The 24,600-nt window shown below is 61.3% G+C and carries 22 protein-coding genes and 1 tRNA gene; 12 read left to right on the plus strand and 11 right to left on the minus strand.

Annotated elements, in window-relative coordinates; all coding sequences use genetic code 11:
• Positions 1–7 precede the first annotated feature (7 nt).
• Both ACN0WV_RS04105 and ACN0WV_RS04110 read right to left on the minus strand, forming a co-directional pair.
• Positions 8–712, minus strand: coding sequence for a response regulator transcription factor (locus tag ACN0WV_RS04105; protein WP_417603969.1), 705 nt, complete (start codon positions 710–712; stop codon positions 8–10).
• The gene (locus ACN0WV_RS04110) at positions 709–2,598 is read right to left on the minus strand and encodes a PAS-domain containing protein (RefSeq protein WP_084350489.1); all 1,890 of its coding nucleotides are present in this window, start codon (positions 2,596–2,598) and stop codon (positions 709–711) included. Before ACN0WV_RS04110 ends, ACN0WV_RS04105 begins: the two co-directional genes overlap by 4 nt.
• Before the next feature lie 190 nt (positions 2,599–2,788).
• Between ACN0WV_RS04110 and ACN0WV_RS04115 the strand changes: the two genes are divergently transcribed.
• The 7 genes from ACN0WV_RS04115 to ACN0WV_RS04145 all read left to right on the plus strand — a co-directional run bounded on the left by ACN0WV_RS04115 (position 2,789) and on the right by ACN0WV_RS04145 (position 11,593).
• Positions 2,789–4,768 carry an AMP-binding protein gene (locus tag ACN0WV_RS04115; protein ID WP_417603970.1) on the plus strand — a complete coding sequence of 660 codons (1,980 nt, stop codon included), beginning with the start codon at positions 2,789–2,791 and terminating at the stop codon, positions 4,766–4,768.
• A gap of 145 nt (positions 4,769–4,913) precedes the next feature.
• Positions 4,914–5,669, plus strand: coding sequence for an ABC transporter ATP-binding protein (locus ACN0WV_RS04120; protein WP_417604121.1), 756 nt, complete (start codon positions 4,914–4,916; stop codon positions 5,667–5,669).
• A gap of 93 nt (positions 5,670–5,762) precedes the next feature.
• Positions 5,763–6,716 carry a branched-chain amino acid ABC transporter permease gene (locus ACN0WV_RS04125; RefSeq protein ID WP_417603971.1) on the plus strand — a complete coding sequence of 318 codons (954 nt, stop codon included), beginning with the start codon at positions 5,763–5,765 and terminating at the stop codon, positions 6,714–6,716.
• A gap of 265 nt (positions 6,717–6,981) precedes the next feature.
• Positions 6,982–8,058 (plus strand): branched-chain amino acid ABC transporter permease, encoded by a 1,077-nt coding sequence (locus ACN0WV_RS04130; RefSeq protein WP_417603972.1) that lies wholly within the window; start codon positions 6,982–6,984, stop codon positions 8,056–8,058.
• Between the two features lie 61 nt (positions 8,059–8,119).
• Positions 8,120–9,412: an ABC transporter substrate-binding protein gene (locus ACN0WV_RS04135; protein ID WP_417603973.1), complete on the plus strand. Its 1,293-nt coding sequence runs from the start codon at positions 8,120–8,122 to the stop codon at positions 9,410–9,412.
• A gap of 69 nt (positions 9,413–9,481) precedes the next feature.
• A complete protein-coding gene (locus tag ACN0WV_RS04140; protein ID WP_084350484.1) occupies positions 9,482–10,306 on the plus strand; it encodes an ABC transporter ATP-binding protein in 825 nt (274 codons plus the stop codon).
• A gap of 114 nt (positions 10,307–10,420) precedes the next feature.
• Complete coding sequence (locus ACN0WV_RS04145) at positions 10,421–11,593, plus strand: phenylacetate--CoA ligase family protein (protein ID WP_417603975.1); 1,173 nt, start codon at positions 10,421–10,423, stop codon at positions 11,591–11,593.
• Positions 11,594–11,731: 138 nt separating this feature from the next.
• Here ACN0WV_RS04145 and ykgO read toward each other — a convergent pair whose 3' ends face one another.
• On the minus strand, positions 11,732–11,857 hold the full coding sequence (ykgO, locus tag ACN0WV_RS04150; protein WP_005850168.1) for a type B 50S ribosomal protein L36: 126 nt from the start codon (positions 11,855–11,857) through the stop codon (positions 11,732–11,734).
• A 77-nt stretch (positions 11,858–11,934) separates the two neighbouring features.
• Positions 11,935–12,009, minus strand: a tRNA-Val gene (locus tag ACN0WV_RS04155).
• Between the two features lie 149 nt (positions 12,010–12,158).
• Between ACN0WV_RS04155 and ACN0WV_RS04160 the strand changes: the two genes are divergently transcribed.
• Entirely contained in the window at positions 12,159–13,037 is an 879-nt protein-coding gene (locus ACN0WV_RS04160; RefSeq protein WP_417603976.1) for an N-formylglutamate amidohydrolase, read from the plus strand.
• An 87-nt stretch (positions 13,038–13,124) separates the two neighbouring features.
• On the opposite strand, the gene lpxK is transcribed toward ACN0WV_RS04160, so the two are convergent.
• The 6 genes from lpxK to ACN0WV_RS04190 form a co-directional block, all read right to left on the minus strand.
• A complete protein-coding gene (gene lpxK, locus ACN0WV_RS04165; protein WP_417603977.1) occupies positions 13,125–14,129 on the minus strand; it encodes a tetraacyldisaccharide 4'-kinase in 1,005 nt (334 codons plus the stop codon).
• Positions 14,129–15,349, minus strand: coding sequence for a 3-deoxy-D-manno-octulosonic acid transferase (locus ACN0WV_RS04170; RefSeq protein WP_417603978.1), 1,221 nt, complete (start codon positions 15,347–15,349; stop codon positions 14,129–14,131). The genes lpxK and ACN0WV_RS04170 overlap by 1 nt, the downstream gene beginning before the upstream one ends.
• Positions 15,350–15,351: 2 nt before the next feature.
• Positions 15,352–15,594: a DUF4170 domain-containing protein gene (locus tag ACN0WV_RS04175; RefSeq protein WP_116597940.1), complete on the minus strand. Its 243-nt coding sequence runs from the start codon at positions 15,592–15,594 to the stop codon at positions 15,352–15,354.
• An 80-nt stretch (positions 15,595–15,674) separates the two neighbouring features.
• Positions 15,675–16,451: an inositol monophosphatase family protein gene (locus ACN0WV_RS04180; RefSeq protein ID WP_417604122.1), complete on the minus strand. Its 777-nt coding sequence runs from the start codon at positions 16,449–16,451 to the stop codon at positions 15,675–15,677.
• Between the two features lie 26 nt (positions 16,452–16,477).
• Positions 16,478–17,824, minus strand: coding sequence for a TldD/PmbA family protein (locus ACN0WV_RS04185; protein WP_417603979.1), 1,347 nt, complete (start codon positions 17,822–17,824; stop codon positions 16,478–16,480).
• A gap of 134 nt (positions 17,825–17,958) precedes the next feature.
• On the minus strand, positions 17,959–19,470 hold the full coding sequence (locus ACN0WV_RS04190; protein WP_417603980.1) for a DUF2125 domain-containing protein: 1,512 nt from the start codon (positions 19,468–19,470) through the stop codon (positions 17,959–17,961).
• A 208-nt stretch (positions 19,471–19,678) separates the two neighbouring features.
• Here ACN0WV_RS04190 and ACN0WV_RS04195 point away from each other — a divergent pair, with 208 nt between their 5' ends.
• The 4 genes from ACN0WV_RS04195 (at position 19,679) to ACN0WV_RS04210 (ending at position 23,788) form a co-directional block, all read left to right on the plus strand.
• Positions 19,679–20,431, plus strand: coding sequence for an SDR family oxidoreductase (locus tag ACN0WV_RS04195; RefSeq protein ID WP_417603981.1), 753 nt, complete (start codon positions 19,679–19,681; stop codon positions 20,429–20,431).
• Positions 20,428–21,036: an enoyl-CoA hydratase/isomerase family protein gene (locus ACN0WV_RS04200; protein WP_417603982.1), complete on the plus strand. Its 609-nt coding sequence runs from the start codon at positions 20,428–20,430 to the stop codon at positions 21,034–21,036. The genes ACN0WV_RS04195 and ACN0WV_RS04200 overlap by 4 nt, the downstream gene beginning before the upstream one ends.
• Positions 21,037–21,272: 236 nt before the next feature.
• On the plus strand, positions 21,273–22,619 hold the full coding sequence (locus ACN0WV_RS04205) for a mechanosensitive ion channel family protein (protein ID WP_417603983.1): 1,347 nt from the start codon (positions 21,273–21,275) through the stop codon (positions 22,617–22,619).
• Positions 22,616–23,788 (plus strand): TIGR03862 family flavoprotein, encoded by a 1,173-nt coding sequence (locus ACN0WV_RS04210; protein WP_417603984.1) that lies wholly within the window; start codon positions 22,616–22,618, stop codon positions 23,786–23,788. Before ACN0WV_RS04205 ends, ACN0WV_RS04210 begins: the two co-directional genes overlap by 4 nt.
• A gap of 87 nt (positions 23,789–23,875) precedes the next feature.
• Here the strand turns inward: ACN0WV_RS04210 and ACN0WV_RS04215 are convergent, their stop codons facing one another.
• Positions 23,876–24,466 (minus strand): glutathione S-transferase family protein, encoded by a 591-nt coding sequence (locus ACN0WV_RS04215; protein WP_417603985.1) that lies wholly within the window; start codon positions 24,464–24,466, stop codon positions 23,876–23,878.
• Between the last annotated feature and the right edge of the window lie 134 nt (positions 24,467–24,600).

Raw genomic sequence — 24,600 nt, forward strand, 5'->3', positions numbered from 1 at the left:
ACAGGTTTCAGCCCTGACGCCAGACAACATCCCCCAGAAAGATATAGCCCGCGCCATAGATCGTCTTGATCAGGCGCGGGTTCTTGGGGTCTTCGCGCAGCTTGGTGCGCAGACGAGAGATGCGGACGTCCATCGCCCGGTCAAAGCTTTCGCCCGCAGCGCCGCCCAGACTTTCCTGCATATGGGTGCGGCTTATCAGCCGGTTGGGGCTGTCCAGGAACAGCCGCAGAACCTCTCCCTCGGCATGGGAAAACGGCGTTTCGGTGCCACTGGCATCCTCCAGCACATAGCGGTCGAAATGCGCGGTCCAGCCGCTGAATTCCGCCGTATTGGCCGAGGCGCGGGCAGGTTTCGCGCCGCGCAGGCGGGCGCGGATCCGCGCCACCACCTCTGCCGGATCGAACGGCTTGATGATGTAGTCGTCGGCACCCAGTTCCAGCCCGGTCACCCGGTCCTGAACCTGCGCGCGCCCCGAGATGATGATGACAATCGCGCCACGTTCCAGCGCCAGCCTGTGCACAAGGCTTAGCCCGTCACGATCCGGCAACCCCAGATCGACAAGGCAGACATCGGGCGTGTTGCGTTGCAAGGCAGCCTCGAACTCTGTCGCGCGGCCAAAGCTCATGGTGCGGAACCCGGCCTCCTCCAATGCATCGGCAAGCATCTGGCGGATCGCCGGTTCGTCATCGAGGATGGAGACAAGGGCAGTCATGCGGCAGATCTTTGCAGCATCAGGAACCCCATCAGTTGCGCCTGCGTGAACGGTTTGGCCAGCACCGGTACGCGGTCCGATGCCTCGCGGTGCAGCGGATTGTCGGGGGGCAGCGACGTCATCAGGCTGACGCGGTGATCGGGCAGAAGGTCAAGCAGTGCAAGCCCGGTTTCGGGGCCTTCCAGCGAAACGTCCGACAGCACCAGGGCAATGTCCGGCAGCCCCTTGGCCAGCAGCACGGCCTCAGCGACCGACGCGGCCTCGACCACTGCATGACCCATATCGGTCAGCATTTCGCGGACGCCTGCCCGCAGGTCGGGACTGTCCTCGACAAGCAGGACAAGACCGGGCGCTGGCGTGGTTTGCGCCCGGCGCAATGGTAGCCGCAAGGTGACACGCGCGCCGGTGTCGGAATTGCCCAGTCGGACCTCACCGCCCGCCAGCTTTGTCATGTCGTACACCATCGCCAGACCCAGCCCCATGCCCTCGCCACCCTTGGTGCTGAAGAACGGATCCAGCCCATGTGTCAGGGCCTGATCCGAAAATCCCGGCCCCGTGTCGCTGACAACAAACTCGGCCCATGTGTCCATATGGGGGCGGGCGTGAAGTGTGATCTGGCCGGCCCCGCAGCAGGCATCGCGGGCATTAAGGATCAGATTGAGGATCGAATCCTGCAACATTCCCGGATCCAGCAGCAAAGCTCCGGAAAACGTATTGTCCACGGTCAGCGACAGCCCATCGGACAAGGAGGGCGTGACAAGGGTTTGCAGATCGCGCAGGAACTGCGGCATGCAGGTCGGTTCTGGCGAAAAGGCGCGGTGGCCAGTCATGTCAGCAATCCGGTGCAGCAGCGCACCGCCGCGCCGTGCCGCCTGAACCGTGCCGGTGACAAGCGGTTCGGCCGTTTCCGGCAGGTCCAGCCGTTGCAAACGTGATTGCATCCCAAGGATGATCGTCAGAAGGTTGGAAAAATCATGCGCGAGGCCGGATGTCAGTTGCGCCCCCAATTCTCGTTTTCGGGTCTGTTGCAGCGCAGCCCGCGCCTGCGTTTCCTCTGTGACGTCCATCGACAGGATATAGACACCATTGTCGGACTGATCGGGATTGAAAGCCGCCCGGATCCGCCGGGAACTTCGGATATCGGTAAATTCGAACGTTGATTGCTGTCCCTCAAGGGCAGCCGTCAGATAAGGTTCTACCGTTGCGAAAGCCTCTGGCCCCAGCGTTTCCGAGATATGCAGACCGAGGATTTCCGACGGCCGTCCCGGAATCACCGTGCTGAGGCGCCGGTTCGAATAGGTGTAGCGTCCATCCGCATCAAGATGCGCGATATGCGCGGGCATCATCTCTGCCACCAGCCGGGTGCGGGCCTCCATTTCGGTCAATTCGCGCTTGGCTTCCTCCAGAGCGGTGACGGTGGCGGCGAGTTTGCGGTTCATCGCCGAAAGCTCTTCTGACCGGGCCAGAACCTGATCGGACAGATGTTCGGAATGTGTGCGCAGAAGCTCTTCCTGCCTGCGGGTCTGGGTGATGTCGGTATAGACCGTGACCCAGCCGCCCTGTGGCAGCGGCGCGCCCTCGACGCTTATGACGCGCCCATTCGCGCGGGTGCGCTCCATGTAATGGGGCTCGAACGCCAGCGCTTGTTCGACACGAATGCGCACGAAGCCCGCGGCATCGTCGACTTCGCCATATTCGCCGCACATCACCAGATGGCGGACCGTATCTTCAAATTCGGCACCGATGGTACACAGCGCCTGCGGCAGGTTGAACATTTCCTGAAACCGCCGATTGCAGACGACGAGCCGCAGATCGCTGTCGTAAATCGTCAATGCTTGCTGAATCAGGTTCAGCCCGGCGCGGGTCATCGCAACTGACTTTTGCATGGTGCGTCCTCTTTGCCTTTATGGCTAGCACCGGGGGCGGGCATCGCAAAGCCCGACATGGCGGCTGTTACAATTCGTAAGAATTGGGAAATGTTCAGGAAAAAGTTGACCGGCAGCGTGGGCACTGTCCAAATGGACATCAGAACCGCATCAAGTGGTCTTGTTCGGCAAAGTCCGGACGTTGGGAGGAATGAATTTGGCACATCTCACCGAGGGTGTAGAGGGTTTGCGCTCGATTCCTGCGCTGCTTGGGCGCAATGGGAAGATCCATGCCGATTCGCCTGCATATCGTGAAAAGGAATACGGCATCTGGCAAAGCTGGACATGGTCCGAGGCAGAGCGCGAGATTGAGGCGCTGGCACTGGGTCTGTTGAAGCTGGGTGTAAACGAGGGCGACTTTATCGCCATCATAGGCCGCAACCGGCCCTATCTTTACTGGTCAATCGTCGCGGCGCAGATGGTGGGGGCGGTTCCCGTGCCGCTGTATCAGGATGCCAGTGCCGAAGAGATGGCCTATGTGCTGGGCCATTGTGGCGCGCGTTTTGTGATCGTTGCCGATCAGGAGCAGGTCGACAAGGTGATCGAGGTGCAGGAAGGGCTGCATCAGTTCGAGCATATGATCTATCTCGACCCGCGCGGCCTGCGCAAATACGACCACAGCCATTTGCATCAGTTCAGCCAGGTTCAGGATCAGGGACGTGCCGCGCGTGAGGACTTCAGCGCCGAACTGGAGCGCCGCCAGGCGGGCAAGGATTACGACGACATTTGCGTCATGCTGTATACGTCTGGCACGACCGGAAAGCCCAAGGGTGTCGTGCTGTCGAATCGCAATATCATCGAGACGGCCAAAAATTCCGCCGAGTTCGATCATTTGAAGACGGATGACGAGGTTCTGGCCTATCTGCCGATGGCCTGGGTGGGCGATTTCATCTTCTCGATCGGGCAGGCCTATTGGACGGGGTTCTGCGTGAATTGTCCCGAAAGCCCCGAGACGATGATGACGGACCTGCGCGAGATTGCGCCCAGCTATTATTTTGCGCCGCCGCGGGTGTTCGAGACACAATTGACCAGCATCATGATCCGGATGGAGGATGCCAGCCCGTTGAAAAAGCGGCTGTTTCATCACTTCATGTCCCATGCCCGCAAGGTTGGTCCGAAAATTCTGGATGGCGAGCCGGTGGGGCTGTTGGATCGTCTTCACTACAAACTTGGCGAGGCACTGGTCTTCGGTCCGCTGAAGAACACGCTGGGGTTTTCCAAGGTGCGTGTGGGCTATACGGCAGGTGAGGCGATCGGTCCGGAGATCTTTGATTTCTACCGGGCGCTCGGGATCAATCTAAAGCAGCTATACGGGCAGACGGAGGCTTCGGTTTTCATCACGCAGCAGCCCGATGGGCAGGTGCGGTCCGATACGGTGGGTGTACCGTCGCCGGGTGTCGAGATCCGCATCGCCGAGAATGGCGAGGTTTTCTATCGCAGCACCGGCGTGTTCGTGGAGTATTACAAGAACGCAGACTCAACTGCCGATACCAAGGATGCCGAGGGATGGGTGGCGACCGGCGATGCGGGCTTTATCGAGGAAAGCACGGGGCATCTGCGGATCATCGACCGCGCCAAGGATGTGGGCGCGATGGCGGACGGGGCCATGTTCGCGCCGAAATATGTCGAGAACAAGCTGAAATTCTACCCCAACATCCTTGAGGCGGTGGTGATGGGAGCGGGACGCGACCGGTGCTGTGCCTTCATCAACATCGACCTGACCGCGGTGGGCAACTGGGCCGAGCGCAACAACATCGCCTATGCGTCCTATCAGGAGTTGGCGGGGCATAGCCGCGTTCTGGATATGATCCAGGAGCATGTCGAGGAAGTGAATGCGAGCGTGGCGCAGGACGAGATGCTTTCGGGCTGTCAGGTGCATCGGTTTCTGGTGCTGCACAAGGAGTTGGACGCCGATGACGGTGAATTGACCCGGACCCGCAAGGTGCGGCGCAAGATCATCGGCGAGAAGTTCGGTGATCTGGTGGAAGCTTTGTATGACGGGTCAGACAGCATCTATACCGAGACCGAAGTGACCTATGAGGACGGCCGGAAGGGCAAGATCAAGGCGACGCTGGAGATCCGCGATGCCAAGGTCATGCCGGTGGCACCCAAAGCGATGGCGGCAGAATGACGTGTGACGTGCGCCTGCGGCGACACCCCACCCGCCATCCCGCGAACGCGCTGGGCAGACAGTTTGATGTGAACAAGGGGGACGGGCGGTGAAAGATACCGAAGGATACGTCACCGCAGATGGTCGCCAGATTGGCGGCGTGCTGATGGAAATGCGGAACATCACGCTGAAATTCGGCGGTGTGGTGGCGATCAAGGAGATCTCTTTCGACATACGCGAAGGTGAGGTTCGGGCGATCATCGGGCCAAACGGTGCGGGTAAATCGTCGATGCTGAACATCATCTCGGGCTTCTATACGCCGTCCGAGGGCGAGGTCTGGTACAAGGGCGAGAAACGTCCGCCGATGAAACCCTATGAGGTCGCGCGGCAAGGCGTGGCGCGGACTTTTCAGAACATCGCTCTTTTCGAGGGGATGACGGTTCTGGACAATATCATGACCGGGCGGCTGACGCATATGAGTGCGGGGCTTGTCTCTCAGGCGATGTGGTGGGGCAAGGCACGCGACGAAGAGATTGCCAATCGCGAGAAGGTCGAGGAAGTCATCGACTTTCTGGAGATCCAGAGCATTCGCAAGACCCCGGTGGGGCGTTTGCCATACGGGTTGAAGAAGCGCGTGGAACTGGCGCGGGCGCTGGCGGCAGAGCCGTCGATCCTGCTGCTGGATGAGCCGATGGCCGGGATGAATGTCGAGGAGAAAGAGGACATGAGCCGCTTTATTCTCGACGTGAATGATGAGTTCGGGACCACGATTGCGCTGATTGAGCATGACATGGGTGTGGTCATGGATATCTCGGACCGGGTCGTGGTGATGGATTACGGCAAGAAGATTGGTGATGGCACGCCTGACGAGGTGCGCAACAATCAAGACGTGATCGACGCATATCTGGGAGTGCAACATTGAGACATCGCAGACCACCTGTCCCGGGCTTGACCCGGGACCTTGCGGCCCAAGCTGAGAGGCCCCGGGTCAAGCCCGGGGCGGGGAGTGAAATACATGTTGAATGACATTTTTGTAGCGCCGTTCGTGGACATGTTCGCAGCGCCGGACTTTCTAATGCAAGTGCTGTGGGAGGGGCTGGTCTCGGGCATCCTGTATGCGCTGATCGCGCTGGGCTTCGTGTTGATTTACCGATCCAGCCGGATCTTCAACTTCGCTCAAGGCATTATGGTGGTCTTTGCTGCGCTGACGCTGGTAGGGCTGCACGCAATGGGTGTGCCTGCGTGGATCTGCATTCTGCTGACGCTTGGTGTGATGTTCGTTCTGGCGGTGGTTATCGAGCGGGTTGTCCTGCGGCCATTGGTGGGCCAGCCGGATATCATTCTGTTCATGGCGACCATCGGGATCACCCTGTTCCTGATCGGACTGGGCGAGATCATCTTTGGCGGCGAGAACAAGGTGATGATCACGGAAGAGCTGGGGATTCCCACGGGCTCGGTCCTTCTGGAACCATTTGGCGGGCTGCTGATCCTGGAGCAGAAGGATATTACGGCGGTTATCGTCGCGGCTTTGCTGGTGGTCGGCTTGCTGATCTTTCTCAACAAGACACGCATGGGCCGTGCGATCCGGGCGCTTGGGGATGATCATCAGGCAGCCCTGTCGGTCGGTATTTCATTGCAGACGATCTGGGTTCTGGTCTGGTTTATCGCGGGCATCATCGCACTGGTGACGGGCATCGCCTGGGGTGCGCGGGCCGGTGTCAGCTTTGCTCTGGAGGTGATCGCCTACAAAGCGCTGCCGGTTCTGATGCTGGGCGGTCTGGAATCCATTACCGGGGCGATCGTCGGCGGGTTGATGATCGGGATGCTGGAGAAGCTTTTCGAGATCTATTGGGGCCAGCCGCTGCTAGGGGGCAATACCGAAACGTGGTTCGCCTTTGTACTGGCGCTGATCGTTTTGTTGTTCCGTCCTCAGGGTCTGTTTGGCGAACGAATTATCGAGAGGGTTTAGCGACCGCCGGAGGCACGTTCGGGAGCCTCCGGCGGGAGTATTTGGCACCAAGAAGAAGCATGGGTGCGCAGACTAGAAGGTGGCAGTTCGGGACGTGGCAGTTAGACGCTTTTGGCAGAGCCCGAGATGCACGACGCGTGTGATGATTGTGGTTCTGCTGGCTGCTGCGGGGCCGACGTGAAGAGGTGGAGCGCTGGCGCGCCGACCAGAAGACCGGATTGGGCGTGATGGCAGTTGTCGCGCTGGCAAGGAAAGAGATCAACGGATGCTTTACAGAACAGCCGGACAATTCAAGACCAGCTATACTGCGGATCAGGCACTGTTCCCGATCCGGCAGGATGCCTATCTGCTGGGAATTATCCTGATCTTTGCCTGGGTGGTTTTCCCGTTGACCGCCTCGGAGTTCACTTTTCAGACATTGCTGATCCCGATCCTGATCTATTCGCTGGCGGCGATGGGGCTGAACATCCTGACCGGCTATGCCGGGCAGCTGAGCCTTGGGACAGCGGCCTTTATGGGCGTGGGCGCCTATGCCTGCTACAAGATGGTCACAATCATGCCGTGGATGAACCCGGTTGTGGCAATTCTGTTATCTGGTGTGTTCAGCGCGGGCGTCGGCGTGGCCTTTGGTATCCCCAGCCTGCGGATCAAGGGGTTCTACCTTGCGATCGCGACACTGGCGGCGCAGTTCTTTCTGGTCTGGCTGTTTGAGAAATGGGCGTGGTTGTACAATTACAACGCCTCCGGCGCGATCCAGGTGCCCAATCTGAAGATGTTCGGTGTTTATATCGCCGGGCCGCAGGCAGATTCGATGATCCAGTATTTCGTCGTTCTCGGCATCGTGACGTTGCTGACCTTGCTGTGCATCAATCTGACCCGCGGCAATCTGGGGCGGACCTGGAAAGCGACGCGCGACATGGACATCGCGGCAGAGCTTATCGGGATCAACCTGATGAAATCCAAGCTGACGGCCTTCATGGTGTCGTCTTATATCGTCGGTGTAGCGGGTGCGCTGTTTGTCTTCATGTGGCGCGGCGCGGCAGAGCCGAACCTTTTTGACATCCCGCTGAGCTTTCGAATTCTGTTCATCGCTATCATCGGTGGGTTGGGGTCCATCATGGGGAATTACCTTGGCGCGATCCTGATCGTCGGGCTGCCGGTGGTGCTCAACACCTTGCCGCAAACCCTGGGCATCCCGATTTCATCTGCCATGGTCGAACATCTCAACATCATGATCATTGGCTCGCTTATCATCTTCTTTCTGATCATCGAGCCGCACGGGCTGGCCCGGCTTTGGGCGCTGATCCGCGAAAAACTGATCATCTGGCCGTTTCCCTACTAAGCGAACGGCCCAAGAAACCAAAAAAACCAAAAATTGTCGAAATCCAATGGGAGGAATATAGATGAAACACTTTACCAGACTGGCCGCCGCTGCGGTGATTGCGTCGCTTGGCGGGGGCGCCGCAATTGCCGAAGGGCTGTACACGCCGAACCTGAGTTACCGGACCGGGCCTTTCGCGGCCACGGGCATTCCGCTGATGAACGGGCAGGCCGACTATATGGCGATGCTCAACGCGCGCGATGGTGGCATCGGCGGTGCAATGATCGACTTTGAGGAATGCGAGACCGGCTATTCGACCGAGAAAGGTGTCGAATGCTACGAAAAGACCAAGGGCAAGGCGATCGTGACGCAGCCTTGGTCGACCGGTATCACGCTTCAGGTTTTGCCCAAGACCAATGTTGACGAAATTCCCATCCTCGCGCCCGGCTATGGCTTCTCGCCGATGGCCGATGGCAAGGTCTTTCAGTGGGCGTTCAATATCCCGGCAGGATATTGGGACGCTGCCGACATGATCGTTCAGTATATTGAAGGACAGGGGTCACTGGATGGCAAGAAGATCGTCTTCCTGCATCTTGACCACCCGTTCGGTAAAGAGCCGCTGCCTTTGATGGAGTCTCTTGCCGAGCAGAAAGGCTTTGAACTCGTGCCGGTTCCGGTCGGACTGAAGGAAATGCAGAACCAGTCGGCACAGTGGTTGCAGATCCGCCGCGAACGTCCCGATTACGTTGTGATGTGGGGCTGGGGCGCGATGAATGCAGGTGCCATCACCGAAGCAGTGAAGACCAAGTTCCCGATGGAAAACATGCTGGGCGTCTGGTGGGCCGGGCATGACGCTGACCTGAAGATCGTCGGCGAAGACGGCAAGGGTTACAAATCGATCAGCTGGTCCTTCCCCAATGCCGATGCGCCGGTCATGGCCGACATCAAGAAGCACGTCGTGGATGCCGGAAACAGCCAGTCCAACGAAGAGGAAATGTCCGGTGTGTTCTATTCGCGCGGGATCATCATCTCTGCCATTCTGGGTGAAGGCATCGCTACTGCGCAGAAACATTTCGACACCGCCGAGATCGACCCCGGTCAGCTGCGCTGGGGACTGGAGAACATCAACATGACCGAAGAGCGGATTTCCGAACTGGGCCTTGATGGCATGGTGCCGCCGTTCTCGACCTCTTGTTCCAACCACACCGGGCATTCTGGCGGCTGGATGCTGGAATGGGACGGCGAGAAGTTCGTGAAAGTGTCCGATCTGCTGACCGCGAATGTCGACAATTATGCCGAACTGATCGCGTCGAGCGCCTCTGAATATGCGGACGCCAACGCGCCTTGGCCGGTGAACGAAGACTGCGAGGGCTAAACGCCCCTGTCCCGGCGGCGGCGCATGCTGCCGCCGGGAAATCTGAACTCCTGCAAGAGAAGTAGACCCATGCCGGACGCCGAAAACACGCAAGAGATGCTTCTTGAGGTCAATAATATCGAGGTGATCTACAATCACGTGATCCTCGTGCTGAAAGGTGTGTCCCTGTCAGTTCCCAAAGGCGGGATCACCGCTTTGCTGGGCGGCAATGGCGCGGGCAAGACGACGACGCTCAAGGCGATCTCCAACCTGCTGCATTCCGAACGCGGCGAGGTCACCAAGGGATCCATCATCTACCGCGGCGAAAGCGTGCAGGACCGTGATCCCGCCGAGCTTGTCCGCAAGGGCGTCATTCAGGTGATGGAGGGGCGGCACTGCTTTTCGCATCTGACGGTCGAGGAAAACCTGATGACCGGCGCCTATACGCGGCGCGATGGGCGGGCCGCAGTCGAACGGGATCTGGAAATGGTCTACGACTATTTTCCGCGTCTGAAGGAGCGCCGCAAATCTCAGGCCGGCTATACCTCGGGCGGGGAGCAGCAGATGTGCGCCATCGGGCGCGCGTTGATGAGCAGACCCGAAACGATCCTGCTGGACGAGCCGTCTATGGGTCTGGCACCGCAACTGGTTGAACAGATTTTCGGCATCGTCAAATCGGTGAACGAGAACGAGGGTGTTAGCTTTCTTCTGGCCGAACAGAACACCAACGTGGCGCTGCGCTTTGCCCATTACGGCTATATTCTGGAAAGCGGGCGGGTGGTGATGGACGGACCCGCCGCTGAGCTGCGCGAAAACCCGGACGTCAAGGAATTCTATCTGGGCATGTCGGACGAGGGCCGAAAGTCCTTTCGCGACGTGCGCAGCTATCGCCGCCGGAAACGGTGGCTGGCGTGACCGGCCTTTGGTGAACCACATGATCTGGCCACTTCAATCCGGTCTTGGGATGTCTGCCAGACTTGGCGCTGCAAGTCTTGATTTCAATATACGGCCCATCAGGGGAGACGCGGCATGACCACTTATTTCGACAATCTGGAAACCCGCAGTCAGGATGCGCGAGAGGCGGCGCATTTGCAGGCATTGAACGCACAGCTTCAGCGCAACGGGTACGATCCGGTCACGGATCTGGGCGGATTGGCGGCGTTGCCGGTGCTTCGCAAATCCGAACTGGCCGCGCGTCAGGCAGAGAATCCGCCTTTCGGCGGATTGCCCGTGTCGGGTTTTGCGCATGTATTTCAATCGCCTGGGCCGATTTATGAACCGGGGGGCGTGGGCCATGACTGGTGGCGCATGGGGCGGTTCTTGCATGCCTGCGGCATCGGCGCGGGTGATGTTGTGCAGAACTGCTTTGGCTATCACCTGACCCCGGCCGGCATGATATTCGAGAATGGCGCGCGCGCCGTGGGGGCCACAGTGCTGCCCGCTGGCACCGGCCAGACAGAGCTTCAGGTGCAGGCCGCGCAGGCCGTGGACACCACCGCTTATGCGGGCACACCGGATTATCTCAAGCTGATCCTCGACAAGGCTGGCGAGATGGGTGTTGCGCTGAAGATCACCAAGGCGGCGGTCGGTGGCGGGGCGCTCTTTCCCTCTCTGCGACAGGAATATGCCGACCGGGGGATCACTTGCATGCAATGCTATGCCACTGCCGATCTGGGGCATGTCGCCTATGAAAGTCCGGCGATGGAAGGCATGATTCTGGATGAGCATGTCATCGTGGAAATCGTCACCCCCGGCACCGGCACGCCGGTTCGGCCCGGCGATGTCGGCGAGCTTGTTGTCACCACGCTCAACCCCGATTATCCGTTGATCCGCTTTGCCACGGGCGATCTGTCTGCTGTGATGCCGGGCCGCAGCCCCTGCGGCCGTACCAACACAAGGATCAAGGGCTGGATGGGGCGTGCCGACCAGACCACCAAGATCAAAGGCATGTTCGTGCGTCCCGAACAGGTGGCGGCCCTTGTTGCGAAACATGGCGAAATAAGCCGCGCCCGCGTCATCGCCACCCGCGACGGCGAGATGGATGTGATGACCGTGCAGTTGGAAAGCGACGCGCCCGCCGTAGAGGATTATGAGAAATCGGTGGCAGAGGTGCTGAAACTGAAAGGTCAGATAGAGGTTGTCGCCAAGGGCACCCTTCCCAATGACGGCAAGGTTATCGACGATCAGCGGGTTTATGAATGACCTGACACTGGTTTTGTCGTGGTCCGGCTGCGATTGCGCCTGAGCGTCTTTTCCACCCATTCAGCCGGACACGAAAAAGGCCGCCCCGTCGGGGCGGCCTTTTCGCTTGTCCCCGCAAGGGGGCCGCAAAAGCGGTCTTCAGCCCTGGCGGGCTTTGAACCGTCGCTGGGTCTTGTTGATAACGTACACGCGGCCCTTGCGACGCACCACACGGCAATCCCGGTGGCGGTTCTTGAGCGAGCGGAGCGAGTTTCTGACCTTCATTGGGTCTCTCCTGACGTCGCGGCGCGCAAGCGCCATTGGTTACGGGTGCCGCCGTTTGCACGGTGGCGGTGAATTCATGGTGGGCGGTACTGGGATCGAACCAGTGACCCCTACGATGTCAACGTAGTGCTCTACCGCTGAGCTAACCGCCCATGAAACCGATGCAATATACGTGCCCCAACATGAATGGGGCGCGGAAACCCGCGCCGGTAGAGGGGTCTTTAAAAGGAGTCGCAGACAAGATCAAGGGGCTTTTGGCACAGCATGAAACCGGGCTATGCTAATGCGAAGAGGAGAACCGATGCCGAAGGCCGCCTATCACGTCATGCACCCGGACGCACGCACATCCTGCGTGGTCTTTGCCTCGCCGCATAGCGGTCGAGACTACCCTTGGTCGTTTCTGCGCAGCACCCAGCTGGACGAGCATTCGATCCGCACGTCCGAGGATGCGTATGTCGATCAGCTGTTCGAAAGCGTGCCACTGTTCGGGGCACCGTTTCTGAAGGCCGGCGCACCGCGCGCGTTCATCGACTACAACCGCAGCGCGGAAGAGCTTGACCCGGCCCTGATCGAGGGTGTCCGGCGCTCTGTTCACAACCCGCGTGTTGCGTCGGGACTTGGCGTGGTGCCGCGCGTGGTGGCCAATGGCCGTGCCATCTATCGTGGCAAGCTGCCACTGGCAGAAGCGCATCGCCGCCTGACCCGTTACTGGCAGCCCTATCACGAACAGATGCAGACGCTTCTGGATCAGGCACAGCAGCAGTTCGGTCAGTCGATACTCGTGGATTGTCATTCCATGCCGCATGAGGCGGTAGACGGCATCACCCGTTTCGGGGCGCGTCGCCCGGATATTGTGCTGGGCGACCGGTTTGGGGCCTCCGCCGATGGCGACGTGGTCGATAGGGTAGAGGCCGCCTTTACCGCCGCGGGGCTGTGCGTGGTGCGCAATGCGCCCTTCGCGGGTGCGTTCATCACTCAGCACTACGGGCGTCCGAACCGGGGGCAGCACGCTATCCAGATCGAGATTGATCGCGCCATCTATCTTGATGAAAAGGCAATCCGGCCGAACAGCGATTTCCACGAGTTCCGAAAACTTCTGCGTGGCGTGATTGCCGACATTGCCCTGATCGGCCAGCCTGCGATTGAATTGCCCACCGACAGACCGCTCGCGGCGGAATGAGCGGCGATCGTCGGGACGCCTGTCGCGCCGCAAAGGTTGCGGGATGGTGGGCGAGATGAGGCGCATTTCCTTACGCCGAATGGCGCATCAAGCGCCGGATGATGGTCCCAAAACACGGTCAAGCGCCCGGTCCAGAACCATCCAGTCGGGGATCTCCAGCCGGACGGGCAGCGTCACCACCTTCTGCCGAAAGTTTGCGGGCAGGCGGACGGCGTCTTTCTCTGTGGTCACAAGCTCGGCCCCCAGCAAGCGCGCCTCGGTCTCCAGCCGGGCCATCAAGGCAGGCGTCAGTGGCTGGTGATCGCTGAGCGCCTCTGCCCGCATCACGTCGGTGCCCAGGCCGCGAAGGGTTGCAAAGAATTTCTCGGGATGGCCGATGCCCGCAAATGCCAGCGCGCGGGTTTCGGCCCAATCCATCCCGGTGGGCAGCGGTTCCAGCGCGCCTGCTATCTGCGGGACGGTGATCGCGTTGCCCCACGTCTGTGTAAAACGCCGCTGTGCGGGTGCTGCGCCGATGGACAGCACAAGATCTGCCCGTGCCATGCCTGAGGCCACCGGCTCTCGCAGGGGGCCTGCGGGCATACAGCGCCCGTTGCCAAACCCGCGGGCCGCATCCACGACGACAATGCTGAGATCCTTCTCGATGGCGGGGTTCTGGAACCCGTCATCCAGCACGATCACATCCGCGCCGGCAGAAATTGCCGCATGGGCACCGGCGGCGCGGTCCCGCGCGACCCAGGCCGGACAGAACGCCGCCAGCAGCAATGGCTCGTCCCCGACCCGCGCTGCGGTATGCGCAACGGGATCCACCCGCAGCGGTCCCGGCTCTGACCCGCCATACCCGCGGGACACCACATGCGGGCTGTGGCCTTTTTCCATCAGGCGTTGCACCAGCGCGATGGCGGTGGGGGTTTTGCCAGTCCCGCCGGCATTGATGTTGCCAATGCAGATCACCGGCACCGACAGTCGTTTTCCCGCTTTTGCCACGCGCCGTGCCGTGACCGCCGCAGTGATCCGCGACAGTGGTGTCAGCAGGCGCGCGCGCCAGCCCGGAGCGTCGGGCGAATTATCCCAGAACAGCGGCGCCTGCATCAATCCTCCTCCGCCGCGTCCAGCGCCTCGTTGAGAAACGCGATCACCTGATTGGTCAGTTCTGCCCCTTCCGAGACCACTTCCCACCCCGCATGGGCCATCTGGGCGGCGCGATCCGGGGCAATGAGCTGTGCTACGGCGGCGGCCAGCGTTTCAGCGTCCCGGACGACGCGCGCTGCCCCCGCTTTTGCAAGCCGCGAATAGCTTGGCAAATAAGACCCCACATCGGGGCCGTGCAGGACCGCAGATCCCAGAGCTGCCGCTTCGAACGGATTGCGCCCTTTCTGGCCCGTCAACAGCGAGGATCCGACCAGACTGACCGGTGCCAGCCTGTACCACAGGCCCAGATCGGCAATGTCCACGACCAGCAGGATCTCTGTCGCTTCGTCGGGCTGTTCGCCGATGTCCCAGCAGGCATGACGCAACGCACTTTCTTCAATTTTATTGAGGATAATTCCGGCATCGACACCCACTTCGGGTACGATCACCAGAAGCAGCCGATGCGCCAGCCGCCTGATCTGCCGAAAGGCGTTCAGTACGATGTCCACTTCGTTCGCCTGGACCCTTGCGGCCAGCCAGACCGGGCGCCCGGACAACATCGCAGCCGCGTCGGAATGATCGACATCGTTACAAGGCAACGGCAACGGTGTTTCCAGAAGTGGGCCTGCGACGCGGATCGAATTGCCGCCCAATCCAAGCCGTCTGAGGCGTCGCAGGGCGTTGCCATTGACTGCGAAGTGCCTGTCGAACAGCCGCAACGTCGAGATCACGGTGTCAGGTAGCCATCGCAGCGCAGGGGTGGAAAACGCTTTGTCCTGAATATCAAGAAGCGCCAACGCACAGCCGCGTTCCGCCGCGGCCCGCAACAGGACGGGGCGCAATTCCGATCCGGTCCACAAGCAGGCAGTCGGGGACCAATGCGTAAGAAATGCGGCTGAATCCGCAACAGTGTCGGGGGGCAGACGTAGGCAGATCACGCCGGCCAGATCATGTCTTGGCGGTTCGCCCTTGCAATAGGTCAGCAGGCAGACGAACCCGTTGCGCTGCTGCCCCAGCCGCTGGCAAATATCCGACAGCGCCCGCAGTTGGCTTGCGTCCTCGGTATGCGCCCAGACCAGCGCCCCTGCCGGGCGGCTTGGCATTGGCGCGCTGCTGATCTCGGACGCGCGGCCACGCGACAGGGCAAGGTAGGCGGCAAGGCTGAGCGGAGCGCGGGCCAATGTCAGCCAAGTTCCTCGGTCGAGGATGCTTCTGTTTCTTCGTCGCGCAGCCGGTGCAGATGCGCGATGAAATAGCGCATATGGGCGTTGTCGACGGTGCGCTGCGCTTCTGATTTCCAGGCGTTATAGGCGGTTTCGTAATTCGGAAACATGCCGACGATGTGAATATCGTCCATATTCTTGAACTCGGATTTTGTCGGATCGACCAATTCGCCTCCGAAGACGAGATGCAGGCGCTGGGTCATGTCATGTCCTTTCAGGCGTGTCTTCTACAGGGTACGGGTTGGCCGGGCAGGGTCAAGCCACAGTCCGCCGGGGTGTCAGGTCACGGCCGCAACGCGCCGAGAAACGCGTCGTGCAGTGGCGGAGCGGCGACAAGCGCGCCGGGCGTCTGCGGATGCGCCCCGTTGAAGCGTAACGGATCGCCGAAGCGGTCCGAGACACGCGCGCCGGCTTCGGCGCAGATCACCGCACCGGCCGCGATGTCCCATTCCCAGCTGGCACGCAGCGTCACCATGGCGTCGAACCGGCCTTGCGCCACCAAGGCCATGCGGTAGGCCAGCGACGGACGATGGTGCCGGTTCAGCTTTGGTGGCGTGCCGATCCAGTTTTTGTCCAACATCGTGGGGCGCGCCACCAGCACTTCTGCACCGCTAAGCTGACGCGCATCGCTGACGTGGATCGGCGCATCGTTCAGGACAGCCCCGCCGCCCTGTGCCGCCGCGTAAAGCTTGTCCATCATGGGCAGGTGAATCACGCCAGCGGTCACGCGCCCATCCTCCACCACGGCTATGGAATGCGCCCAGGCGGCATCGCCTTTCATAAAGCTGCGGGTGCCGTCGATTGGATCTATGACGAAGGTGCGGCGCGTCGTCAGCCGGGCAGGGCCGTCCACATCTTCCTCGCTCAGCCAGCCATAATCCGGCCGGGCGTCCCGCAGGATCCGTTTCAGGGTTTCATTGACGGCGAGATCCGCCTCTGTCACCGGGCCGGCACCATCGGGTTTTTCCCAGAACCGCGCCGTCGGACCAGCGAAGGCCAATGCGGTCTGTCCCGCCGCGCGGGCAGCGTGGATCAGCAAAGACAGGTCCTGTGCGGGCAAGCTATCCACGGGTGCGTCCACCCCGCTCAGCTCCCGGCGAGGGTCAGCCCCTCGACCAGCAGTGACGGTACGACACGCGACAACCACGGGCGCGCGTCATTGGCCGGACGCAGCCCGCGCAGCATGTCGCGCAGGTTGCCTGCGACGGTGCATTCGTTGACCGCCCCGGCGATCTGGCCGTTCTCGATCCACAGGCCAGAGGCCCCGCGCGAATAGTCGCCGGTATTGGGGTTTATGGTCGAGCCGATCATCGACGTCACCAGCAGGCCCGTGCCCATATCGCGGATCAGCTCTTCGCGGCTCTGCGTACCTTGCGTCATTGTGACGTTGCCCGGACTGGGCGAAGGGGCAGAACCTGTTCCGCGCACCGCATTGCCGGTGCTTTGCATCCCCAGCTTGCGGGCGGTGGCAAGATCCAGCGTCCAGCCTTGCAGCACGCCGTCCTTGACGATGTCGCGGGACCGGGTCGGCAGCCCTTCGGCATCGAACGGACGCGAGCCGCTGACACGGGGCCGGTGCGGGTTCTCGATCAGGTCAACCCCGTCGGGCAGCACTTGCTCTCCCATCGCGTCACGCAGCCAACTGGCCCCACGAGAAATGGCGCTGCCGTTGATGGCCGCCAGCAAATGCCCGATCAGTGATGCGGAGATACGTTCGTCAAACAGCACCGGATAGCTGCCGGTCGGGGGTTTGGTGGCACCCATCCGCGCGAGCGTGCGTTCGGCGGTGCTGGTGCCTATATCTTCGGCACTGCGCAGATCGGACTGAAAGATCCGGCTGTCGCCGTCATGGTCGCGCTCCATCCCGGCCCCCGTCCCGGCGATGGCCACACAATAAAGCGAGCGGTCGGTGCGCCGGTAGCCGCCGGAAAACCCGTTGCTGGCCGCCAGATGCATCTGGCGGTTGGAATAGGCGGCCGCAGCCGATTGCACCTGGCTGATACCGGTCACGGCCAGTGCCGCAGCTTCGGCGCGTTCGGCGTCTTCCTGCAATATGGCGGGGGATGGCTCTGGCGTGTCATCGGCCAGTTCCAGCGCGGCCACGTCCCAGGATTGTGCAAGCTGATCGGGATCGGCAATGCCGGCATAGGGATCTTCGGGTGCCTCGCGCGCCATCAGAACGGCGCGCTCTGCCATTTCCGTGATCGTGTGCGGGGAAATGTCCGAGGCCGAGACATTCGCCTGACGCTGCCCCACGAACACCCGCAATCCGATATCGGTGCCTTCCGAGCGTTCCGCCTGTTCCAGCGTCCCGTTACGGACGTCGATGGAAACAGACGCGCCTGACAGGGCAATCGCATCTGCGCAGTCTGCCCCGGCCTGTTTCGCGGCGTCCAGAAGGGACTGTGTCAGGGTTTCCAGATCATGCGTCATCGGATCTCCGGCGGTTGGTTGGCTTGCAACTATTGCGTGACGTGCGGCTGCGCAAGGGGAGCGAGCTTAACGGGCGCTTTCAAGCAAAAGAGGCCAGCCTTAGCCAGCCTCGTTCACAGGGGTTGGCAGCGGGGCTATTTGATGCGCTGGCCGTTGGCCAGAACATGGCCCTGCTCGGTGATCTCGATGGTTGATTTCAACTCATCCTCACCCCCGGCGGGCACCGAGAACATGCTCAGCATCATACGGGCACCCATCGCGTCCTGTTCCTTCATCAGTCCCATCTGGATCAGCTTGTCGATGACCCCGTTTGCGCCGTTTACAGTGACATTCAATGTGCCTTCGGGGCGCGGCATGCCGTCAAAGGTTGTGAGGTCCGAGTTGTCGAAGGTGAAGTCGCCGTCACCTGTCACGCGTGCGCCGATCGCTTCGATCAGAAGCCCGCTCAGCGACAGCGATTGCGGCTCTGCGGGTGTGATCTCGCCCCTGTCGGCGGCGGCCATCTGCTCGGCGTCCATGAGGTCCACCAGCATCTTGACCTTCCCGGTCAGATCAAACGCCACGGTCGCCGGATCGCGCGGCAATACCTTGTCCGAATCGAAGATGTTCCAAAGCATGTCCGACATGGTGAACCCGGCAAGGTTCACGCCCAAGGCGACGTCGCTGGCCTCTTCGCTCTTGGAGACCGGTATCGTCAGGTTGACCGAGGCTTCCGACATCGCGGATTCAATTGGGAAGGGCAATTCGTTGCCCGCGAAGCTTGTGGTAAGGTCGGTTGCACCTGCCGCGTAGCTGATGGCATCGGCGTCCATCTGTAGCTGAAGACTGCCTCCACCCGAGCTGGTCTTGCCAGTTGTCGCATCGCCGTCCTCGCTCGCGGCAAAGGTGCCTGATCCGCCAGTGTGGTTGATCATGCCATTGACGGCAAAGCCTGCGGCCAGCATGGCGGGCATGTCTTCGGGGTCCATATCCAGCGGGATCGTGGTGTCGCCTTCGAACGACACCCCGGAAACTGTCCCGGTGAACTCCACCGAATTTCCGGTTTCCGGATCTTTGAACGCGGCGTCATAATCCAGGCCGCCCGTGGTCATCGATTGCGAAATCTCACGCAGGTCACCCACAGAGACGCGCGCGGTGCCGGTGATGTCTTTCAAGTTGAAATCGGCGCGAGCGGCATCGCGGTCTAGCGTTTCGCCATCCACGATAAGTTCTGACAGGCGCATGCCCAGGCTGTCGGCGGTGTAATCGTAAACCATGTCGCCGGGTTCGCCGGACACGACCATCTGCAACCCCTGTTGGGCATAGTCGATGGTCAGATCGAAAGGCTCGCCATCAGGGACGTCATTCACCTTCAGCTTGATCGGCATGTTTTCGGGAAAGGTCACGCGCACGCTTCCGTCGCCCAGATCTTCGAACGTGACCTCGGACGCGGAAAAGGCCATGGTGCCTTCGCCTTCGGGGATGTCCATAGACAGGCCCAAATCGGTGACGGTCAGGGCGTTGCCGGATGACGACTCGGTGCCTGTCACGCTATAGCCGAAGCTGGTCATATAGGCTTCCAGATCGTCCCAGACCTGCTGTGGAGTCACATCCGCCCAAGCGGGCTGTGCGGCTATCACGGCGACCGAGGCGACGGCGGAATACATCAAATTTGAACGGCGGAACATAACGGGCTTCTCCAATTTCTTAGTCTCCCTCAACTTCGGTTGCGCAGCGGGCAGGGTCAAGGTCTGGGAATCCGGAAGTCGGATTTCGGCACCCATCCCGGTCATTTGCGGCGCATGCAGCATATGGACCTTTGCGGCACCGCTGCGCTAGCAATGGACGGTAGAACGAAACGCAGGGAGAGTGGCAATGCAGAATCTTGATGGCAAGGTCGTGATGATCACCGGTGCCAGTCGCGGGATCGGGGCGGCCGCAGCCCGGACCTTTGCCGAAGCGGGCGCGAAGCTGGCGCTGGTGGCGCGCAGCGAAGACGCGGTTGCGGATCAGGCCGGAGAGATCGGCCCGCAGGCCATCGCTATTCCTTGCGATGTCAGTCGTTTCTGGGAGGTCGAGGCAGCAGTGAATGCCTGTCTGGAGGCGTTTGGCAGGCTCGATGTGCTGATCGGCAATGCCGGTGTGATCGAGCCTATTTCCCTGCTGGCCGAGGCCGACCCCGAAGACTGGGGACATACCATAGATATCAACCTCAAAGGCGTCTTTTACGGCATGCGCGCGGCGATGCCGGTGATGATGAAAGCCGGTGGCGGCACGATCCTGACGATCAGCTCCGGGGCCGCACATGGCCCGGTTGAGGCTTGGTCACATTACTGTGCGTCCAAGGCAGGGGCTGCAATGCTGACCCGTTGTGCCGACAAAGAAGGCCGCGAGGCAGGCATTCGCGCCATCGGCCTAAGCCCCGGTACGGTGGCCACGCAGATGCAGCGCGAAATCAAGGCCAGCGGCGTGAACCCGGTCAGCAAGCTGGACTGGTCCGATCATATCCCGCCCGATTGGCCTGCGCGGACGTTGTTGTGGATGTGCGGCCCCGAAGCGGACGCATGGCTGGGCGACGAAATCTCGCTGCGCGACGAAGACATCCGCAAACAGGTCGGCTTGACATGATCGTTCTAGAAAAAGAGGACGGGCTGTGGATCGCGCGGATCAATCGCCCAGACAAGGCAAACTCGCTGACGCCGGGAATGCTGGAAGAACTGGCAGAGATTGCCGAGGCGGCCCAAGAGGCAAAGGCCCTCATCCTGACTGGTACGGGCAAGGTGTTCTCTGCCGGCGCCGATCTGGAGGCCGCGCGCGCGGGCATGGCCACCAGCCCGCTATGGGAACGCTTGTCCAGCGCCATCGCAGCCTTGCCGGGCCTCAGCATTGCCGCACTGAACGGGACAATCGCCGGTGGTTCGATGGGGATGGCGCTGGCCTGCGACATCCGGATCGCGGTGCCGTCGGCGAAGGTGTTCTACCCGGTGATGAAACTGGGATTCCTGCCGCAACCCTCGGACCCGCGCCGCATGATTGATCTGATCGGGCGGTCGCGGGCGTCGATGATCCTGATGGCCGGACAAAAAATCGAGGCGTCAGAGGCGCAGACATGGGGGCTGATAGACCGTCTGGTCGCGCCCGAGAGTTTGATCGACGAAGCGCGCGCGCTTAGCGCTGACAGTCTGGCGGCTGACCCCGCCATTGCCCGAGGGATCAAGGAGATGCTTTGCTGAAGGGGCACGTCAGAAATCTCGCAAGTCGCTTTCCATCAAAGCGACAATACGGGTGTTGATGATCTTCAACATTCCATCACGCTGGACATGACAACCGCATGACGCCGAACCGCTCCCGTCGGCACAATTTGGCGGAGGCAGGACCAGAAGCCTTGGAGACACAAAATCTTTCTTGTGGCCGAGGCGGCTGTTTGGCTACACGGTGACCGGGTAGGGGCGGCGTCAGGGGTTTGAACATGAACTGGGATCTGTCGCAGCAGCCGGAACTGGTGCAGACCGTCGCTGCCTATGCGTTGCAGGGTTGGCAGATCGCGCTTGCGTGGATCGTGCAGCCGGCCTCGTGGTCGCAATTGGCCTTGCTCGCCCTTGCCTATGTTCTGGCGGTGCTGTTGTCGCGGCGTCTGATCCCATTCCTGAGAAATTTTCTGACGCCGACACCGGCACAGCGCAACATCATCGCAAGCGCGCGTCGTTTTGCGCTGCTGTTTCTGCCGCTCCTACTGCCGCTTCTTGCCTATGCCTTCACCGCGATTGGCGAAGCAATCACGCTTTCGGCCTTTGGTGCCACGGCCGTCATCGCCTTTGGCAAACGGGTGTTCCTGTTCCTCGCGGCGCGCGTCCTTGTCAACGAGACCATCCGGGATCCGTTCCTGAAGCTGCTAGGCCGGTATGTCCTGCTGCCGGTGATGGCGCTTTACACATTGGGCCTGCTCGATGCGGCCTCTGCGCAGTTGAACGCGATGACCATCCAGATGGGCAATATCACCTTTTCGGTGATGGCGCTGGTGCGGGGGCTGATCGCGGGCGCGTTGCTGTTCTGGCTGGGGCGCTGGTCCAACGATCAATCCTCCGCCTACCTGCAAAAGCAGGAAGAACTTCGCCCGGCGACACGACAGCTTGCCGCGAAAGCCGCCGAGATTGCCATTTTCGGGGCCGCCTTTCTGCTGTTGATGAACATCATGGGCATTTCGCTGACCTCGCTCGCCGTGCTGGGGGGGGCGATCGGTGTGGGGCTTGGCTTTGGTCTGCAAAAGATCGCCGCGAACTTCATCTCGGGCGTGATCCTGCTGATCGAGGGGCAGGCCACGGTCGGCGACTTTGTCGAGCTGGATGACGGCCAGTCCGGCACCATCGTCAAGACCACCGCCCGTGCGATGATCCTGGAAACCTTCGATGGCCGCTGGGTCGTGGTGCCGAACGAGGATTTCATCACCACCCGCGTCGTCAACTATTCTGACAGCGGGTCCGCAAACCGCTACGAGGCACCGTTCAGCGTCTCCTACGACACTGACATCAACGCCGTGCCCGCGATCATCGAGACTGCGGTCGCCACCCATCCGGGCATTCTGCAAGCGCCCTACCCACCGGATTGCGAACTGCGCGGGTTTGGCGATTCCGGCATCGATTTTGCCGTCGAATTCTGGGTCAACGGGCTGGATGACGGGCCGAACAAATTCACCTCCGACGTGCTGTTCCTGATCTGGAACGCGCTCAAGGACAATGGCATCGAGATCCCCTATCCGCATCGCGTGATCGAGCTGAAAGGCACGCAGCAGCTGCCAGAACGACAGGCAGAGGCGTGACCGACGCGCTGATCATCGGGGGCGGTCCCGCCGGGTTGATGGCGGCAGAGGCGCTGGCCGATGCCGGACGCCAGGTTACCGTGGCAGACGCCAAACCGTCGTTCGGGCGCAAATTCCTCATGGCGGGCAAGTCCGGTCTGAACCTGACGCGGGACGAGCCGTTGGCCAGCTTTCTGGCCTCTTATCCTGAAATGCCGCCGCAACTGCGCGCGGCGCTGGCTGCGTTCGGGCCTGAAGACGTGCAGGCCTGGGCGCGTGATCTTGGGCAAGAGGTTTTCACCGGGTCGACGGCGCGGGTCTTTCCCAAGGCGATGAAGGCCTCGCCGCTATTGCGGGCTTGGTTGGCGCGGCTCACCGAAAAGGGCGTCACGTTGCAAAGACGCTGGCGCTGGACCGGTTGGCAGGACTCGGCGGCGACGTTCGACACGCCGGACGGCCAACAGACAATCGACGCGCAGGTGACGGTGCTTGCCTTGGGCGGTGCCAGCTGGGCGCGGCTTGGCTCTGACGGGGCGTGGGCGGCGATGCTTGTCGGGCAGGGGGTCGACCTTGCGCCATTCCAGCCGTCCAATGCGGGTATTCGCATTGACTGGACGCCGCATATGACCCGCCATTTTGGTGCGCCGCTGAAAAACATCGCTCTGACGGCGGGCAAAGACAGCCTGCGGGGCGAGGCGATGATCTCTGCGCGCGGTTTGGAAGGTGGGGGCATCTACGCGCTGACACCAGCGCTGCGCGGTGGCGCAGACCTGATCCTCGACCTTGCCCCGGATCGTGACGCGGGCGACATCGCGAGCCGTATTGCAAAACCACGCGGCAAGACCAGCTACACCAACCATCTGCGCAAAGTGCTTAAATTGGAGCCCCAGAAAATCGCGCTGTTGATGGAATACGCAGGTCCGCTGTCAAACTTTCCCGAAGTGCTCGCCCAGCAGATCAAGGCTTTGCCGATCCGTCATTCCGGGCTGCGCCCGCTGGACGAGGCAATCTCCACCGCCGGTGGGGTACCGTTCGATGCGCTGGACGATGGGCTTATGCTTCGGGCGATGCCGGGCATCTTCGCTGCGGGCGAGATGTTGGACTGGGAAGCGCCCACCGGCGGCTATCTCCTGACGGCGTGCCTTGCCACGGGGCTGCATGCGGGCCGCGCTGCTGCGGCGCATGGCTGACACCGACCTGGCCGGTTCGTGAGCAGTTCGTGGCCAACGGCAGGGCGCTAAACGGGGCGCGCGGTCGGGGCCAGGCAAGCCGAGGGGTCAGCCGCCATAGGCAACGGTGCGTTGAAACGCTGCACGGCCGCGCAGGCGTTTGAGGTAGTTCACAAACTCTGCCGGGGCATCGGGGAACTTTGCGGTGCGAGACCAACCACCACAATGGCCCAGAATGATGTCCGGGATCGTCAGATCCTCGCCCATCAGGAACGGCCCACGGATTTCACCCGTCAGACGTTCCAGATTTCGCGAAAATTCCAGCTTCAGGCTGTCTTTGATCGCGGGAACCCGCTCTTCTTTCGGCAGAATGAAACTGTGCCGTGCTGCCGCCCACAGGATCGCGTCGACCTCGTCGAGGATACGGAAGGTCAGCGCATCCTGATGCGCCCGTTCCAGCGTGCCAGCCGGACAGGTCAGCGCGCCGTGCTTATCCGCCAGATAGGTCATTATCGCGGTCGAATCAGGGATCACCGCGTCGCCTTCCAGCAGCACCGGGATCTTGCCCAACGGGCTGACAGAGGTCACTTCTTCGGAACGCGGCGCGGCGGGGCGATGTTCAAACGGCACGCACAACTCTTCCAGACACCACAGAACCCTGAACGTGCGGCTCTGAACGCCACCGATAACCGTATACATATGAAGATCTCTCCTGCCGTTTTGGTGGCCAGACTGCGCGCTGTGCCTTGCCGTCACAAGCCCGCAAACGGGTCGCGACAAGATTTGGCAACAAATGTCCGGCTGAGATTTGCGAACCTGCCCCCGCCACGGTG

Origin of the sequence: Primorskyibacter flagellatus (genome assembly GCF_048268605.1) — a bacterium.
Classification (GTDB): Bacteria; Pseudomonadota; Alphaproteobacteria; order Rhodobacterales; family Rhodobacteraceae; genus Primorskyibacter; species Primorskyibacter flagellatus.